The 14,497-nt window shown below is 44.9% G+C and carries 13 protein-coding genes; 1 reads left to right on the top strand and 12 read right to left on the bottom strand.

Annotated elements, in window-relative coordinates; translation table 11 throughout:
* Nucleotides 1-3 precede the first annotated feature (3 nt).
* From DWZ93_RS01915 to DWZ93_RS01860, 12 genes are all read right to left on the bottom strand, one after another.
* Nucleotides 4-642 carry an HAD family hydrolase gene (locus DWZ93_RS01915; protein WP_118451845.1) on the bottom strand — a complete coding sequence of 213 codons (639 nt, stop codon included), beginning with the start codon at nt 640-642 and terminating at the stop codon, nt 4-6.
* Between the two features lie 12 nt (nt 643-654).
* Nucleotides 655-2,070: an oxaloacetate decarboxylase subunit alpha gene (locus DWZ93_RS01910; RefSeq protein WP_118382629.1), complete on the bottom strand. Its 1,416-nt coding sequence runs from the start codon at nt 2,068-2,070 to the stop codon at nt 655-657.
* Between the two features lie 55 nt (nt 2,071-2,125).
* Entirely contained in the window at nt 2,126-3,277 is a 1,152-nt protein-coding gene (locus DWZ93_RS01905; protein WP_118382628.1) for a sodium ion-translocating decarboxylase subunit beta, read from the bottom strand.
* Between the two features lie 57 nt (nt 3,278-3,334).
* Nucleotides 3,335-3,712 carry a biotin/lipoyl-containing protein gene (locus DWZ93_RS01900; RefSeq protein ID WP_118382627.1) on the bottom strand — a complete coding sequence of 126 codons (378 nt, stop codon included), beginning with the start codon at nt 3,710-3,712 and terminating at the stop codon, nt 3,335-3,337.
* Nucleotides 3,713-3,725: 13 nt separating this feature from the next.
* Nucleotides 3,726-4,508, bottom strand: a complete 783-nt coding sequence (locus tag DWZ93_RS01895) for an OadG family transporter subunit (protein ID WP_243007008.1) — start codon at nt 4,506-4,508, stop codon at nt 3,726-3,728.
* Between the two features lie 14 nt (nt 4,509-4,522).
* Nucleotides 4,523-5,962 (bottom strand): acyl-CoA carboxylase subunit beta, encoded by a 1,440-nt coding sequence (locus DWZ93_RS01890; protein WP_118451844.1) that lies wholly within the window; start codon nt 5,960-5,962, stop codon nt 4,523-4,525.
* A 139-nt stretch (nt 5,963-6,101) separates the two neighbouring features.
* Nucleotides 6,102-8,090 carry a 2-isopropylmalate synthase gene (locus DWZ93_RS01885; protein WP_118451843.1) on the bottom strand — a complete coding sequence of 663 codons (1,989 nt, stop codon included), beginning with the start codon at nt 8,088-8,090 and terminating at the stop codon, nt 6,102-6,104.
* 165 nt (nt 8,091-8,255) lie between these two features.
* Nucleotides 8,256-9,554: a D-alanyl-D-alanine carboxypeptidase family protein gene (locus DWZ93_RS01880; RefSeq protein WP_118451842.1), complete on the bottom strand. Its 1,299-nt coding sequence runs from the start codon at nt 9,552-9,554 to the stop codon at nt 8,256-8,258.
* Between the two features lie 77 nt (nt 9,555-9,631).
* Nucleotides 9,632-10,204: an SMC-Scp complex subunit ScpB gene (gene scpB / locus DWZ93_RS01875; protein ID WP_118382623.1), complete on the bottom strand. Its 573-nt coding sequence runs from the start codon at nt 10,202-10,204 to the stop codon at nt 9,632-9,634.
* 16 nt (nt 10,205-10,220) lie between these two features.
* Nucleotides 10,221-10,964 carry a segregation and condensation protein A gene (locus DWZ93_RS01870; protein ID WP_118382622.1) on the bottom strand — a complete coding sequence of 248 codons (744 nt, stop codon included), beginning with the start codon at nt 10,962-10,964 and terminating at the stop codon, nt 10,221-10,223.
* Nucleotides 10,965-10,999: 35 nt separating this feature from the next.
* Nucleotides 11,000-11,926 (bottom strand): metallophosphoesterase, encoded by a 927-nt coding sequence (locus tag DWZ93_RS01865; protein WP_147364650.1) that lies wholly within the window; start codon nt 11,924-11,926, stop codon nt 11,000-11,002.
* Between the two features lie 66 nt (nt 11,927-11,992).
* The gene (locus tag DWZ93_RS01860) at nt 11,993-13,144 is read right to left on the bottom strand and encodes a D-alanyl-D-alanine carboxypeptidase family protein (RefSeq protein WP_243061063.1); all 1,152 of its coding nucleotides are present in this window, start codon (nt 13,142-13,144) and stop codon (nt 11,993-11,995) included.
* Between the two features lie 225 nt (nt 13,145-13,369).
* Between DWZ93_RS01860 and DWZ93_RS01855 the strand changes: the two genes are divergently transcribed.
* Nucleotides 13,370-14,494 carry a DUF4317 domain-containing protein gene (locus DWZ93_RS01855; RefSeq protein ID WP_118382619.1) on the top strand — a complete coding sequence of 375 codons (1,125 nt, stop codon included), beginning with the start codon at nt 13,370-13,372 and terminating at the stop codon, nt 14,492-14,494.
* Nucleotides 14,495-14,497 lie beyond the last annotated feature (3 nt).

Here is a 14,497-nt window from a genome sequence, read left to right as displayed (position 1 = left end):
AGATTACTCCATACAATATGACATGCGGTCATCTTCCTCATACAAACGAATCAATTCCTTTAGTTTCTGATCTGCCTGTCCATAGCTTTCAAATAAAATGCCATGTATGCCGTATACTCTGGCACCTTCCACATTTTCCGGACGGTCATCTAAGAATACACTGTCTGCCGGACAGATATTATATTTGCGGCACAGATAATGATAGCTGTCTGCCTCCGGTTTCAGAAAATGACTCTCATATGAAAATACAACTCCGTCCATATATGGAAGAAATTCAAGTTTACTTTTTGTCCGCGTAAGTAATTCCTCTCCATAATTAGACAACACATAGATCTTGTACTCTTGCTCTTTGAGATCCTTAACCCACTGCATAGTATACGGAAATAACCAAATCACTTCCTCCATATGCTCATAAGCATCCCGGATCAGTTCTTCATGCTCCAGATCATTATTTACAAACAATTCCAGGAGTTTCCCTTCCGGTACCTCGCCGCGATCTGCCAAAAGCCATGTCTGACTCTCAAACATGGCTTTTTTAATGATCTTCTGTTCTTCCTCACTATAATTTTTACGATTCAGATAGCTCTGATAATCGTAGGCCGCCAATACACGACCCACGTCAAATATCACATTTTTAATCATTAATACCTCTCACTACACCGGATAGCTGCCTGTTTCTTTATCAGCCTTATCCGGATCTATCTTCGTCTGCTGTGCTTCCCGGTATTTAAAGAAATCCACTGCAACCTGCGGGAACAACGCATATGTCAGTACATCTTCATCCTGCTGGATCCACTGTTCACATTCCTTACGCAGGGTATCTAATTCATCCGGAATCAAATCTGCAGGTCTGCAGGTAATGGTATCCGGATCATCTCCCAAGACTTTTTTCTTTACTTCTTCATTAAAAGGTTTTACCGTTGCTCCGTATTTACCGCGCAAAATATCTTTCGTCTCTTTGGTTGCAACCTTATAGCGCTCACCCATCAGCACATTGAATACAGCTTGTGTACCCACGATCTGTGAAGACGGTGTAACAAGCGGCGGTTCACCCAGATCCTTTCGTACTCTCGGAACTTCTTCCAACACTTCATAGTATTTATCTTCTGCATTCTGCTCTTTTAACTGAGAAGTCAGGTTAGACAGCATGCCGCCTGGTACCTGATACAGAAGTGTCTTGATATTGACACCAAGATTCTTCGGATTTAACAGTCCACTTGCCAGTGCCTCATCGCGGATCGGGCGGAAATAATCTGCAATCTCCGCCAACAATTTCTGATCCAGTCCGGTATCGTACGGAGTTCCCTTAAATGTCTCTACCATAACTTCTGTTGCCGGCTGTGAAGTACCAAGCGCAAATGGTGAAATTGCTGTATCGATAACATCTACGCCGGCTTCCACTGCTTTCAGATAAGTCATAGAGGCTACTCCTGATGTATAATGTGTATGCAGCTGAATCGGAAGATCTACAGCATCTTTCAATGCTCCGATCAGTTCGGTTGCCTGATAAGGAAGCAGAAGTCCTGCCATATCCTTGATACAGATAGAATTTGCACCCATATCTTCAATCCGCTTTGCAATGTCTACCCAGTAATCCAACGTATAGGCATCTCCCAGTGTGTAGGAAAGTGCCACCTGTGCCTCTGCTTTTTCTTTATTCGCTGCTGATACTGCTGTCTGCAGATTACGCAGGTCATTGAGGCAGTCAAATATACGTATAATATCGATACCATTGGCCACGGATTTCTCTACAAAATACTCTACCACATCGTCCGCATAAGGGCGGTATCCCAGAATATTCTGTCCACGGAACAACATCTGAAGCTTGGTATGCTTAAATCCGTCACGGAATTTACGAAGTCTGTCCCATGGGTCTTCCTTCAAGAATCTGAGGGATGCATCAAACGTTGCACCTCCCCAGCATTCTACGGAATGATATCCCACCTGATCCATCTTCTCTACAATCGGCAGCATCTGCTCTGTTGTCATACGGGTTGCAATCAGAGACTGATGCGCATCGCGCAGGATGGTTTCTGTTATTTTTACTGGTTTCTTTTCTATCTCTGCCATTCGTTATTCCTCCTAACGTCCATTTCTTCCTAATGATTCTGATGTCCGGGACATCTTAGAATACTCCGAATATCGCCATAAATGTTCCGGCTGCTACCGCAGTTCCGATTACACCTGCCACATTCGGTCCCATGGCATGCATCAGCAGGAAGTTAGTCGGATCTGCCTCCGCTCCTACTTTCTGTGATACTCTGGCTGCCATTGGTACTGCTGATACTCCTGCCGATCCTATGAGTGGATTCACCTTACCATGCGTTACTTTGCACATAAGTTTACCGAAAAGGACTCCGGCTGCTGTACCAAATGCAAATGCGATCAGTCCCAGTGCCACAATTTTCAATGTATCCCAGTTCAGAAATGCCTCTGCACTGGTAGTTGCTCCTACCGAAGTTCCAAGAAGAATAACTACAATATACATCATCGCATTGGAAGCTGTCTCTTGTAACTGTCTTACCACACCCGACTCGCGGAACAGATTACCAAGCATCAGCATACCAACCAACGGTGCTGTTGTCGGGAGAATCATACATACCACGATCGTTACAATGATCGGGAACAGGATTCTCTCAAGCTTCGATACCGGCCTCAGCTGCTCCATCTTGATCTTACGCTCTTCCTCCGTTGTCAGAAGCTTCATGATCGGTGGCTGAATGATCGGCACCAATGACATATAAGAATACGCTGCTACCGCGATTGGTCCCAAAATACCTGTCTGTTGTAATTTACCTGCCAGGAAAATGGATGTCGGTCCATCAGCTCCACCGATAATAGATACAGCAGCTGCTGCTTTATCTGAGAATCCCATTGCCATTGCTCCCAGATATGCCGCAAAGATACCAAACTGCGCTGCTGCTCCAAGAAGAAAGCTCTTAGGATTAGCGATCAGCGGTCCAAAGTCTGTCATCGCACCTACGCCCATGAAGATCAGCGACGGCAGAATTGCCCATTCATCCAGAATATAGAAATAATAGAGCAGTCCTCCGGTTCCGTTTGCAGAATCTTCCGCATGCAGCATAATATCCGGATAGATATTAACAAGCAGCATACCAAATGCAATCGGAAGCAGAAGTAACGGCTCAAACTCGTGCCGGATAGCAAGATACAGGAAAAAGCAGGCGACTCCGATCATGACCAGATTGCCTCCCGTCAGATTCATAAACGCTGTCTGATGCACGAGGTTCTGTAATGTTGTTGAAATATATTCCATTTTATAACCTCCAGTTGTGTCTATTACATAACATCTGTTATGCCATTTCCTGTCATATTAATTCATGGTTGCAAGTACATGGCCTGCTTCTACAGCATCTCCTACTGCCACATCAATGCTTGCTACTGTTCCGTCTTCTGGTGCCACAACCGGGATCTCCATCTTCATTGCCTCAATAATTACCACCGCATCTCCGCGCTTTACTGTCTGTCCCACACCGGCTTCAATCTTAAATACCTTGCCTGCTGCTCCTGCCTTCACCTGAACAGATCCTGCTCCTGTGGATTTTGCAGCCGGTGCCGGTGCTGCCTGTGGAGCCTGTGCCATTACAGGTGCTGCCTGAGGTGCCGGTGCTGCTGCCGGTGTCACACCACCCTTTTCTTCTACTGTTACATCATATACATTTCCATTTACTGTAATTGTATAGCTCTTCATCCTTATTCCTCCATTATCGATTCCATTTGTTTGATGGTCTTCTTCGAATACTTCTTACCACAAAGCCATCTGTTGTAGTACCCTCTGCCGCTGCAATTGCTGCCGCAATGACTGCTACAAGCTCTTCATCCTCCGTCACATTGTCCGCAGCTTCTGTAATATCTGCCTGAGCGGTCTCTTCTGTACCGGCTGTGACATCTTTCTTTTTAGACTTCTTATTCTTCATACGCTCCTGCATTGCCGGTATATATTTGAATAATGAAATAATCACGGAGATCAATATCAGTACCACAAATACCGTTCCCATTCCCAGAAGTGTATTCATTCCGGCTTTTTCCAGAATCTCTCCCATTGAATAATGGGCACCTACAGTCAGGCTTTCCAGATACAGGTTCTTATCAAACACAAATTCCAATTCCGCATCACGATTCTGGAACTTCGCTTCTGTAGTCACATGCAGTTCATCCGCAGTTGCTTCGATTGTATAAGCACCATGATCCACATACGCACCACATTCTTTTTCACCGACTTTCCACGCCTCAACCACGCTCACAAAATTATCCGGAGTAATGGATAAGTTCATATTGGCAAGCTGATCTTCAAAAGTGGACTCTCTCATTGCCTTAAGCTGTTCTACCGTCTGCTCATCCGCACTGGAACTGTAATCGATCATAAATTCCGTAATCTGCGTGATAGTCTGCTGATCATAAGCAAGCGTCTCCTTCTTACCACAACCCGCTGTAAGCAGAAGGATCATAATCAACATTCCTGTTAAAACACGAATCTTATTCTTCACTCTGCTTCACCTCTCTATACTGTTCCATGCTTCTTAAACGGACGCTCTTCCCGCTTGGTAGCAAGCATTTCAAACGCTCCGATCACATATTTTCTTGTATTCTCCGGCTGGATCAAGGTATCCACATAGCCTCTTCTGGCTGCTGATACAGGACTTGACTGAAGCTCCCTGTATTCTTCTGCCTTTTTTCTCTGCACCTGTGCTGTCTCATCTGCATACATGATCTTTGCTGCAAGCTCCGCATCCATCATACCAATCTCAGCCTCTGGCCATGCATATACCATATCTGCGCCGACCGACTTACTGTTCATCACAACCCCTGCACTTCCATATGCTTTTCCGGCAATCACATTGACCTTCGGTACAGTTGCATTGGCAAATGTATATACCAGTCTTGCAGAAGCTTTTGCAAGTCTCCGTTCACTTTCTTCCGATGCTTTGAAGCCATTTATATTGGTCACTGTCAGCACCGGGATATGAAATGCGTCACAGAATTCCACAAATCTTGCTGCTTTCTCTGCTCCTTCTACACTGAGTCCTCCATCTGATACATTCTCTGCATTACCTTCTATGTCATAGATAACAGAACGGTTTGCAACCGCTCCCACCGTCTGACCATTCAAATGAAGGAAACCTGTCACCATATCTTTCGCATAATCTTCTTTTAATTCTAGAAAATACTGCTGATCTGCAATCTTCGCAAGAAGAAGTCCCGTATCTGCAACAGTTCCTGCAAGATCAGCACAAATGCGGTTCGGATCATCTGCACATTCTGCATAAGGTGATTCGTCTTCATTATTAGCCGGGAGCATACAGATCAGTTCTCGGATCTTTCCAAGAATCTCTGCTTCACTTCCGGTTCCATCGACTAACCCAGACTGACTGCTCTGGTACTCTGCTGAAGCTGTGTCACACTTGCTTTCACAATTTCCAGGAATCGCATTTGGAGAATTCACAAACAATTTTGCCTTCTCTGCTTCCATAAATGTAAAATCAGACAAACCTGCTGCTACAGAAAGTCCGCCACCACATGCACCAAACACAGCTGTAATCTGTGGAATCACTCCTGATGCCATAGTCTGTTTCAGGTAAAGATTACCAAATCCATACAATGCATCCGTAGCCTCCTGCAGACGCATACCTGCACAATCGATCAATCCAATCACCGGTGCTCCCATTTTCATTGCCATATCATATACATTGGCTATCTTTTTTGCATGCATCTCACCGATCGTTCCATGCAGCACTTCCGGATTCTGACAGTACACATAAACCAGATTACCATCAATCAGACCATATCCTGTAAGGACACCATCTCCCGGTGTCGGGGCATTCTGCAGATTAAAATCTGTAGATCTTGCCGTGATTGCTCCACCAATCTCCACAAAACTGCCTTCATCCAGCAACGCAGCTATTCTCATTACGGCTGTGCTATCTGCTGTAACACTATTCATAAAACAGCCCTCCATTCATTTCCTTATTTTAATACTTTAACATCCTACATTATATCCGTTATTTTTCCTAATTTCAATCTTTGGATAAAAAAAAGAGGTATTATCTGCTTTTTTTACAGATAACACCCCTTCTTTTATATTATTTCTGATTACGGAACTGAACCGGCGTCATATTGTATGCTTTCTTAAACAGACGGTTGAAGTGTTCCACGTTCTGGTATCCTACGGTCAATGCAATATTTTCAACAGTCATACTGCTGCTCTTCAGCATTGCACGTGCTTTTTTCATACGTACTTTTTTAACCAGTTCCCCAAATGTTACTCCGGATTTCTCCTTGATGTACTTGGACAGATACGGCTTAGAAAGGTAGAACTTCTCTGCCAGGTCATCCAGTGTCACATCAATGTAATTAGCCTGAATATAATTCATGATTTCAATCATACGCGGATCATTGACTGTATCTGCTGTATTAATCTGATCCAGTTTATTAACCGCTACGATCAATGCCTCGATAGAAGCTTTGATGATATCAGCATCAATACCAACACCCCAGTAGGTCTTACCCTGGCATACGATACCTACGTATGCAACTGCCTTAGAGGAAGAACCGCGTGTCAATGAATGCTCCTCGTAATATCTCAGCTCATAGCTGATATTGAAATACTGCTTGATCGCATTACTTACTGCATCCAGACGTCCGTTACCGGAAGCTGTCACAATTCTTGTGTCACTGCCATGCTGGATCGTTGCGTCTGCGATAATACCGTCAGTCTGTTTGAAATGGCACTCATCAATAGCAAATACGCTCTTTGCATTGACATAGTTATCGTTAAAGATCTGATATACCCATTCCGGTGTCAGCTCTTTGTGTGCTCTGTCAGATACACCCTTTACAAGGTATCCTACTTCCTCACGCATCTTCTCTGGAAGGTTGATACCATAGCTCTGTTTCAGGATGTAGTTCACGCCACCCTTACCAGACTGGCTGTTGATACGGATAACATCCGAATCATACTGTCTTCCCACATCCTGCGGATCGATCGGCAGATACGGAACGGTCCATTTCTCGCTCTTACCTGCGTCTCTCCATGCCATACCTTTGGCGATCGCATCCTGATGAGAACCGGAGAATGCAGTAAATACCAGATCTCCTGAATATGGCTGTCTTTCATATACATGCATTCTTGTAAGGCGCTCGTATGTCTCACGGATCTTCTTCATGTCAGAGAAATCAAGCTTCGGATCTACGCCATGAGAGAACATGTTCATAGCAAGTGTAATAATATCTACGTTACCAGTACGCTCACCGTTACCGAACAATGTACCTTCGATACGATCTGCGCCTGCCAGCATACCAAGCTCTGCTGTAGCCACACCACATCCACGGTCATTATGCGGGTGAAGGCTTAACACTACATTGTCTCTGTGTGCCAGATGCTTATGTACATATTCAAGCTGTGTGGCAAATACATGCGGCATTGCATTTTCAACCGTTGTAGGGATATTGATGATTGCCTTATTGTCAGCTGTTGGCTCCCACACATTTAATACTGCATTACATACCTCTACTGCGTATTCTACCTCAGTTCCTGAAAAACTCTCCGGACTGTATTCAAATGTAAAGTTGCCTTCTGTCTCATCTGCCAGCGTCTTCAACAGCTTCGCACCATCTACCGCAATCTTCAGGATCTGCTCTTTATCTTTCTTAAACACCTGTTCTCTCTGCGCAACAGATGTTGAGTTGTACAGATGAACAACTGCATGCGGAGCGCCCTTTACAGCTTCAAATGTCTTCTTAATGATATGCTCTCTGGCCTGTGTCAGCACCTGAACGGTTACATCGTCCGGAATCATATCCTTCTCGATCAATGTACGCATAAACTGATATTCTGTATCAGAAGCAGCCGGGAATCCAACCTCAATCTCCTTGAATCCAACATCTACTAACAACTGAAAGAACTCCAGCTTCTCATCCAGATTCATAGGCTCGATCAGTGACTGATTACCATCACGCAAGTCTACACTGCACCATACTGGCGGTGCCTGAATATACTCCTTCTTTACCCAGTCATAGGTGACCTCTGACGGCATAAAATACTGTCTCTCATATTTACTGCTGTTCTTCATAATATCCTTCCCTTCTATGTAATCCAAAGCAATCTGATCGCTTAGAAAATCATATTGTATTTCACAGGACCCAGATAAATAATCATCAATTTCTTTGTCCTTTTTTAACTGTCACTTAGTCTATCACAGGTTTACCGAAAATAATAGTGACGTTTTTAATCACTTTTATTGATTTATTTTATTCATATGTGTAAATTGCATCATCAATTGGCACAAACACCATATGTAATCGCGTTTTGCAATACTCTCTGCTGTCTCCACTTTCCATTCTGCCAGAACCTGATTATCCAGTACAAGCTGCACTGTCCCGGCATCTGTTCCCGCCTTTACTGCTGCTTTTAATGTATCTGCCAACAGAGTGCGGTATGCCGGTTCTTCATCCTCTCGAAGAAGAATATCTGTTTTCTCTCTGTCTCTGATCTGAAGCTTCACCGTAGACACACCGCTCAGTGCACCATTTTCCGGAATACCGTCTGCCACACTTAGCTGTGGCAGACCCACATTGCCATCATATCTCTGTTTCTTATAATACTTCAGACCATACTCCATTAGCGCTCTGGTGTCCTGCCATTTATACGTCTTGTGATTCGGCCAGCCACATGCCAGAAGTGCAACAATAAATGTTCTGCTGTCCCGTTGAAGTGCACCCACATAGCAGTATCCGGCATCTGCGGTAAATCCGGTTTTCCCCGACACCGCCCCATTCATCATAGTCAGAAATGCATTATGATTGGTGCAGGAAAATGACTGTCTGCCCTCCACATCCCGGAACTGTTGCGTTGCTGCGCCGGTAATCTCCCGAAACTCCTGACTCTTCGGCGACTCCATCAGACAATACCTCATCACAAGCGCCAATTCTCTTGCCGTAGTCGAGTGTGTTCCCTGTTCATCCGATGCATCCAGTCCGTTAGGCGTAATATAATAAGTATCTTCACAACCAATCTCTGCCGCTTTTTTATTCATAAGAGAAGCGAAGCCCCGGACACTTCCTCCGATATGCTCCGCTATCATAACTGCACTGTCATTGTGTGATTCCAGCATCAGAGAATAGAGAAGGTCTCGCAGATAAAACTGCTGTCCTTCCCGGACTCCCAGCCTGACCTTTGGCTGCGATGCAGCTTCGGCTGACGCTGTCACTATTTCCTGTTCACTCTTCATATGTTCCAAAGCCAGAATGCAGGTCATGATCTTCGTAGTGCTTGCCATGGGGCGTTTTACATCTCCATCCTTTTCAAGCAGTACTCTTCCACTGTCACCATCCAGCAATACCGCATATCTCGCATGAAGTCCTGCAAGCACGTTTTGTTCCGCTTCCTCAGGTTCTGACAATTCCGCAGTCTGCTCCGCTTTCACTGATTCTGCTCCATGCGTTACAGTTCCAGCTATAAAAAATACAACACTGTTTATGAACATTACCATCACTGCGATATATCTCTTATATCTGTTCTTCCAGATACGCTTCATATGTTCCTCCGCAGCCGATTCTCAATCTATATGTATGTATCCACTGCGCTATCCATTCCATGAAATACCTGACTGATTTAAATATCCAGCTTTAACTGTGCTTCTTCCTCCGCTTCTGTTTTGAAGTTCTCAATCTGCTCTGGGTTCATGCTCGGCAGATCATCCAGCGACTGGATGCCAAATCTGCGCAGGAATTCTTCTGTCGTACCAAACAGAATTGGCTTTCCCGGCACATTCATCCTGCCAACCTCACAGACCAGATTATACTCCACAAGGCGGTTCACTGCATGGTCAGACTTCACACCACGGATCTTCTCAATCTCAAGCTTTGTTACCGGTTGTTTGTATGCAATAATCGAAAGTGTCTCTAGCTGTACGTCTGTCAGCGTGTATTTGCGAGGCTGTTTTGCAATGCGTATCAGATATTCATAACTTTCTGCCTTGGTACACATTTGAAAGGAGTCTTCCAGTTCGATAATCTTCACGCCACGCTCTTCTGCGCCATTGATCTTATCCATCATACAATGGATGATCCTTCTTGTGGTGTCCTCATCATGTCCTATCGCCAGTGCAATCTTAGACAGTTCCACTGAATCACCCATGGTAAATAAAATGGACTCAATAATTCCTTCTAATCTGTTGATTTCCACTATATATCCTCCTGTATTACATCTGCGATGTAATAACAATATCGTCAAACGGCTGTTCCTGTTCGATTGAAATCTTACCTGCTTTCATCATTTCCAGGATTACCAGAAATGTCACCACGATCTGTGTCTTGGAGCTCTGGCTGGTCAGAAGATCCCGGAAGCTGAATCTCTCATGCATCAGCGCATATGCCTCTACTTCGGTCATCTTCACCTCGACCGTTATCTCTTCCTTCTCGATCTTACCAAACTTACTTCGCACAGGATCGATCTTATCTGTCTGCCGTTTCATTACTTCTTTAAAAATACTATGAAGCTTGCCAAGTGTCAGATCGCCAAGAAGCTCGTCCAGGTTCACTGGCTCCACGTAATCTGCCACTTCATCCGGAATGTCTGGTCCGCGGTACAGATAGCGTTCCCCATCAAGCTGACGGTCCTTCAGTTCATAAGACATATACTTGTACATCTTATATTGAAGCAGCTGTTCCACCAGTTCCTGTCTTGGGTCTTCTTCCTCGCCATCTTCATTCACTTCTTTCGGAAGAAGCATCCGGCACTTAATATCCAACAGTGTAGCCGCCATCAGGAGAAATTCACTCATAATGTTCAGATCTTCCTCTTCCATTGCCCGGATATAATCCATATACTGGCTGGTGATCTCCACAATAGGAATATCGTAGATATCTATTTTATTTTTATCAATCAGATGCAAGAGCAGATCCAGCGGTCCCTCAAACACCTGAAGCTTTACCGGTATTCCCATAGCTTATCCTCTCTTCATAGTCATTAACTCTACTATTATACTGGATTATCCACATTTTCACAAGAGTGGAATTCTAATGATACAGACACCAGTTCTGCCGGATTACAGAATCTGAGATTCACCGTATGGGTTCCAAGTCCACGGCTGACAATACCAACATGCTTTCCTTCTCTGTAAATACCGCCCGCATATTTAGGAAATAGTACTGCCTGCGGTGTAATCAGTCCTCCGATTCCGGGAAGTCCGATTATCCCTCCATGCAGATGCCCGGATAATGTCATATCCGCCCCCCACTTCTGATATACCGGCATAAATACCGGTGTGTGTGCAAGCAGGATCTGATAGCATCCTTCTTTCGGTTCTCCGATTGCATCTCTCACATCCTGAATCTGCAATTTCTGTGCAAAGAATCGGGCGTAACATTTGACTGGGAGCTCCAGTCCGCTTATCTGCACCGGCACGCCCTTCATAGACACTTCTTCGGATGCACTTTCCAGCACATGGACACCTGCTTCCTGCACTGCAGCCATATATTTCTCATACCGGTCTCCGTATTCTTCTGTGCAAATGCGCATCTTCTGTTCATGGTTGCCATTAGCGAGATAGACTGGGCAGATCTTTACCAATTGCCTGATGAGTTCCAGTGCTATCGCATCTGTCTTTGGGTTCGACCTAGTCACCAGATCACCGCCGACCAGGATATAATCAGGCTTCTCATGCTTCACTGCGCGAATCAGCTCCTGATTACCTGTTCCATAGCGTTTGCCATGAAGGTCTGATAAAAAGACAAGTTTCACTGTCGTCTGGCTATCCTGCCCTATCCCTCTTGGGTCAGGCACACAGATCCGATATCTCCTTATTAAAAATTCACTCAACTCCCGGCGAAGTTCCATAACAACAGAAAGACTGCCCGCTGTAATTGCAGCAAGAGCAGCCTCTTTGATATTCTTTCGTATTTTCAAAGATTTCCTCTTCAACTTTTTCACTGATATTCCTCCGATATGTTTATTACAGATACTTTCAGCTTATCATTGATGTTTTGCATTTTCAAGGAAAAACCGATCCATGGTCCGTTCCAGTGCATCGGTATACCGCATACGTCCCACATTTTCTGACGCTACAAGCTTCTGCCTGCCAATCTCCTTGCCGTTCAGATAGTAGACCATCTCTCCTGCCGGATCACCTTTTCCCACCGGCGCCCGAAGTCCTTTCCTGACTTCCACCTTCCGGCGTATCTGACTCAGATCTGCTCCTGTGGTATCCACGTAATGAAACTCCCCAGCCATATGTGCGGACACTTCTTCCTGTATACCCCCTGTCACTGGAACTTCCGCCACATTTTTTACCGCATCATCCACGTAAAAAGTACATTTCCCAAATCCATAATCCAGAAGCTTTACAGCATCCTGAAAGCGGTCTTTGGAATTGTCCGCCCCCATGATCACTGCAATCAATTCCACACCATCCTTTTCAGCCGTAGCCGACACGCAGAATCCCGCATTGCTTGTAGATCCTGTCTTAAGTCCGGTTGCATAAGCATACTGTCTGATCAGCTTATTGGTATTTGTAAGCCCAAATTCTGATGTCCCTTTTCTGGTCACATGTGTGATTGTATCCATCCATATCATGGAATACTCATGAATCTTCGGATAATGAATGATCAGTTCTCTTGACATCAGTGCAATGTCTCTGGCTGTCGTCTCATGTCCATCTGTGTCCAGACCATTACAATTTACAAAATGCGTATTCACCATACCAAGTCCCTCGGCCCGCTGATTCATCTGCTCCACAAATGCTTCCTCACTGCCACTGATATACTCAGCCATAGCAACACAAGCGTCATTCGCACTTGCCACGGCAATGCATTTAATCAACGTATCTACCGTCTGTGTCTCACCCGGCTCCAAAAACACCTGTGATCCACCCATGGACGCCGCATACTCCGACGTCTGCACGTCATCCTCTAATGCAATCTTTCCTTCCTCCAGTGCATCAAAGATCAACAGTAACGTCATAACTTTCGTCACACTTGCAGGAGCACGTTTGGTATCCGCATCTTTCTCCCAGATCACATTACCACCAGCAGCTTCCATCAATATCGCAGAGGGAGAAGTAATCTCCGGTCCGGATGTCTGCTGTCCTTCTGCCTGTAACGTAAATACGTTTGCCAGCTGCAACATTACTCCTGACAATAGTAATAATATAGTTAGTGGATAAATCAGAATTTTACGCATTATATACCACACCCTGAGTATTTATTACTATTGTAAGCCGCAAATGTCATAAATAGAACTTGTGATTTATTCACTCATATCTTAATCCAGATTATTTGCACTCTTCTCTTCTTTTGTGCTAAAATAGATTTTACTTTGTGCCGTACTCTGCGGCGGAATGGAGAGATCAATATGAATAAGAAAGAAATACTTGAAATACGCAAACAGTTTTCCCCGGAGAACTGTGCGATCACCCGCATCTGCGGCTGTTATGTAGATGGTGACAAGGAGAAAAAAATGGAATTCAAAGAAGCGTTCCTGTCACTTCCGGAAGAAGAATCCTTCAAATACTTTGACATTTTCAAAAAAGCCCTGTCCGGCACGATCGGCAAGAACCTGATCCACATGGAATTTCCCCTGGAGCAGGAGCTTGCAGGCGGTACACAGGAGTCTCTGCTTCGCCTGAAAGAAAGTAAATTACAAGATGATATTCTGTTGGAAGAATTCTATGATAAGGTCATTGAATTCTATGATTTTGGCGAACATTATCTGATCCTGCTGATCCATGCGGTATATGATATCCCTGGCAAGTCTACTGACGGCATGGAAATGTTTGACGCTTCCGATGAGGTCTATGAGCACATTCTCTGCTGCATCTGTCCGGTAGCCATGTCTAAGCCTGGGCTCTGCTACAACGCTGTCAATAACAGTATTGAAGACCGTGTCCGCGACTGGGTAGTGGGCATGCCTGCCAATGCATTCCTCTTCCCGGCGTTTAATGACCGCAGCACCGACCTGCATCACCTGATGTTCTATTCTAAGAAGCCGGAAGAACTGCAGGATTACTTTGTGGCAAATGTCTTAGGCTGCAGCGAAGCCATAAGTGCCGGCACGCAGAAAGAATCTTTCCAGGATATTCTCGTCAGCACCTTAAAGGATGACTGCGATTATTCGGTTGTCCGCACGATTCACGAAAATCTAAATGAAATGATTGAGGAGACCAAGGATGCACCGGAACCGCTGACTCTCGGCAAGCAGGAAGTCAAACGCCTCTTCACCGCCAGCGGCGTACCGGAAGAAAAGATGGAAAGCTTTGACAAAGATTACGATGAAACCATCGGCAGACAGACCACCCTGCTTGCATCGAACATTGCCGAAACCCGCAAGTTCAGCGTCAAAACACCTGAGATTGTGGTGAATGTCAACCCGGATCGTGCTGATCTGGTGGATATTCAGGTCATTGACGGCAGAAAATGTCTGGTCATTCCGATCGATGAAGAGGTCGAAGTCAACGGTATCGCTGTAAATGCAAAATAATAG

It is taken from the genome of Dorea sp. AF36-15AT, assembly GCF_003477705.1.
In the GTDB taxonomy this organism is placed as follows: domain Bacteria; phylum Bacillota; class Clostridia; order Lachnospirales; family Lachnospiraceae; genus Claveliimonas; species Claveliimonas ammoniilytica.
Note: the sequence above shows the minus strand (reverse complement) of the source record. Positions and strands in the feature narration are given on the sequence as shown.

Bases quoted from the DNA above. Each gene is read 5' to 3' on its own strand.
- DWZ93_RS01915 (WP_118451845.1), bottom strand. From the start codon at position 642: ATGATTAAAAATGTGATATTTGACGTGGGTCGTGTATTGGCGGCCTAC.
- DWZ93_RS01910 (WP_118382629.1), bottom strand. From the start codon at position 2,070: ATGGCAGAGATAGAAAAGAAACCAGTAAAAATAACAGAAACCATCCTG.
- DWZ93_RS01905 (WP_118382628.1), bottom strand. From the start codon at position 3,277: ATGGAATATATTTCAACAACATTACAGAACCTCGTGCATCAGACAGCG.
- DWZ93_RS01900 (WP_118382627.1), bottom strand. From the start codon at position 3,712: ATGAAGAGCTATACAATTACAGTAAATGGAAATGTATATGATGTAACA.
- DWZ93_RS01890 (WP_118451844.1), bottom strand. From the start codon at position 5,962: ATGAATAGTGTTACAGCAGATAGCACAGCCGTAATGAGAATAGCTGCG.
- DWZ93_RS01885 (WP_118451843.1), bottom strand. From the start codon at position 8,090: ATGAAGAACAGCAGTAAATATGAGAGACAGTATTTTATGCCGTCAGAG.
- DWZ93_RS01880 (WP_118451842.1), bottom strand. From the start codon at position 9,554: ATGAAGCGTATCTGGAAGAACAGATATAAGAGATATATCGCAGTGATG.
- DWZ93_RS01870 (WP_118382622.1), bottom strand. From the start codon at position 10,964: ATGGGAATACCGGTAAAGCTTCAGGTGTTTGAGGGACCGCTGGATCTG.
- DWZ93_RS01860 (WP_243061063.1), bottom strand. From the start codon at position 13,144: ATGTTGCAGCTGGCAAACGTATTTACGTTACAGGCAGAAGGACAGCAG.
- DWZ93_RS01855 (WP_118382619.1), top strand. From the start codon at position 13,370: ATGAATAAGAAAGAAATACTTGAAATACGCAAACAGTTTTCCCCGGAG.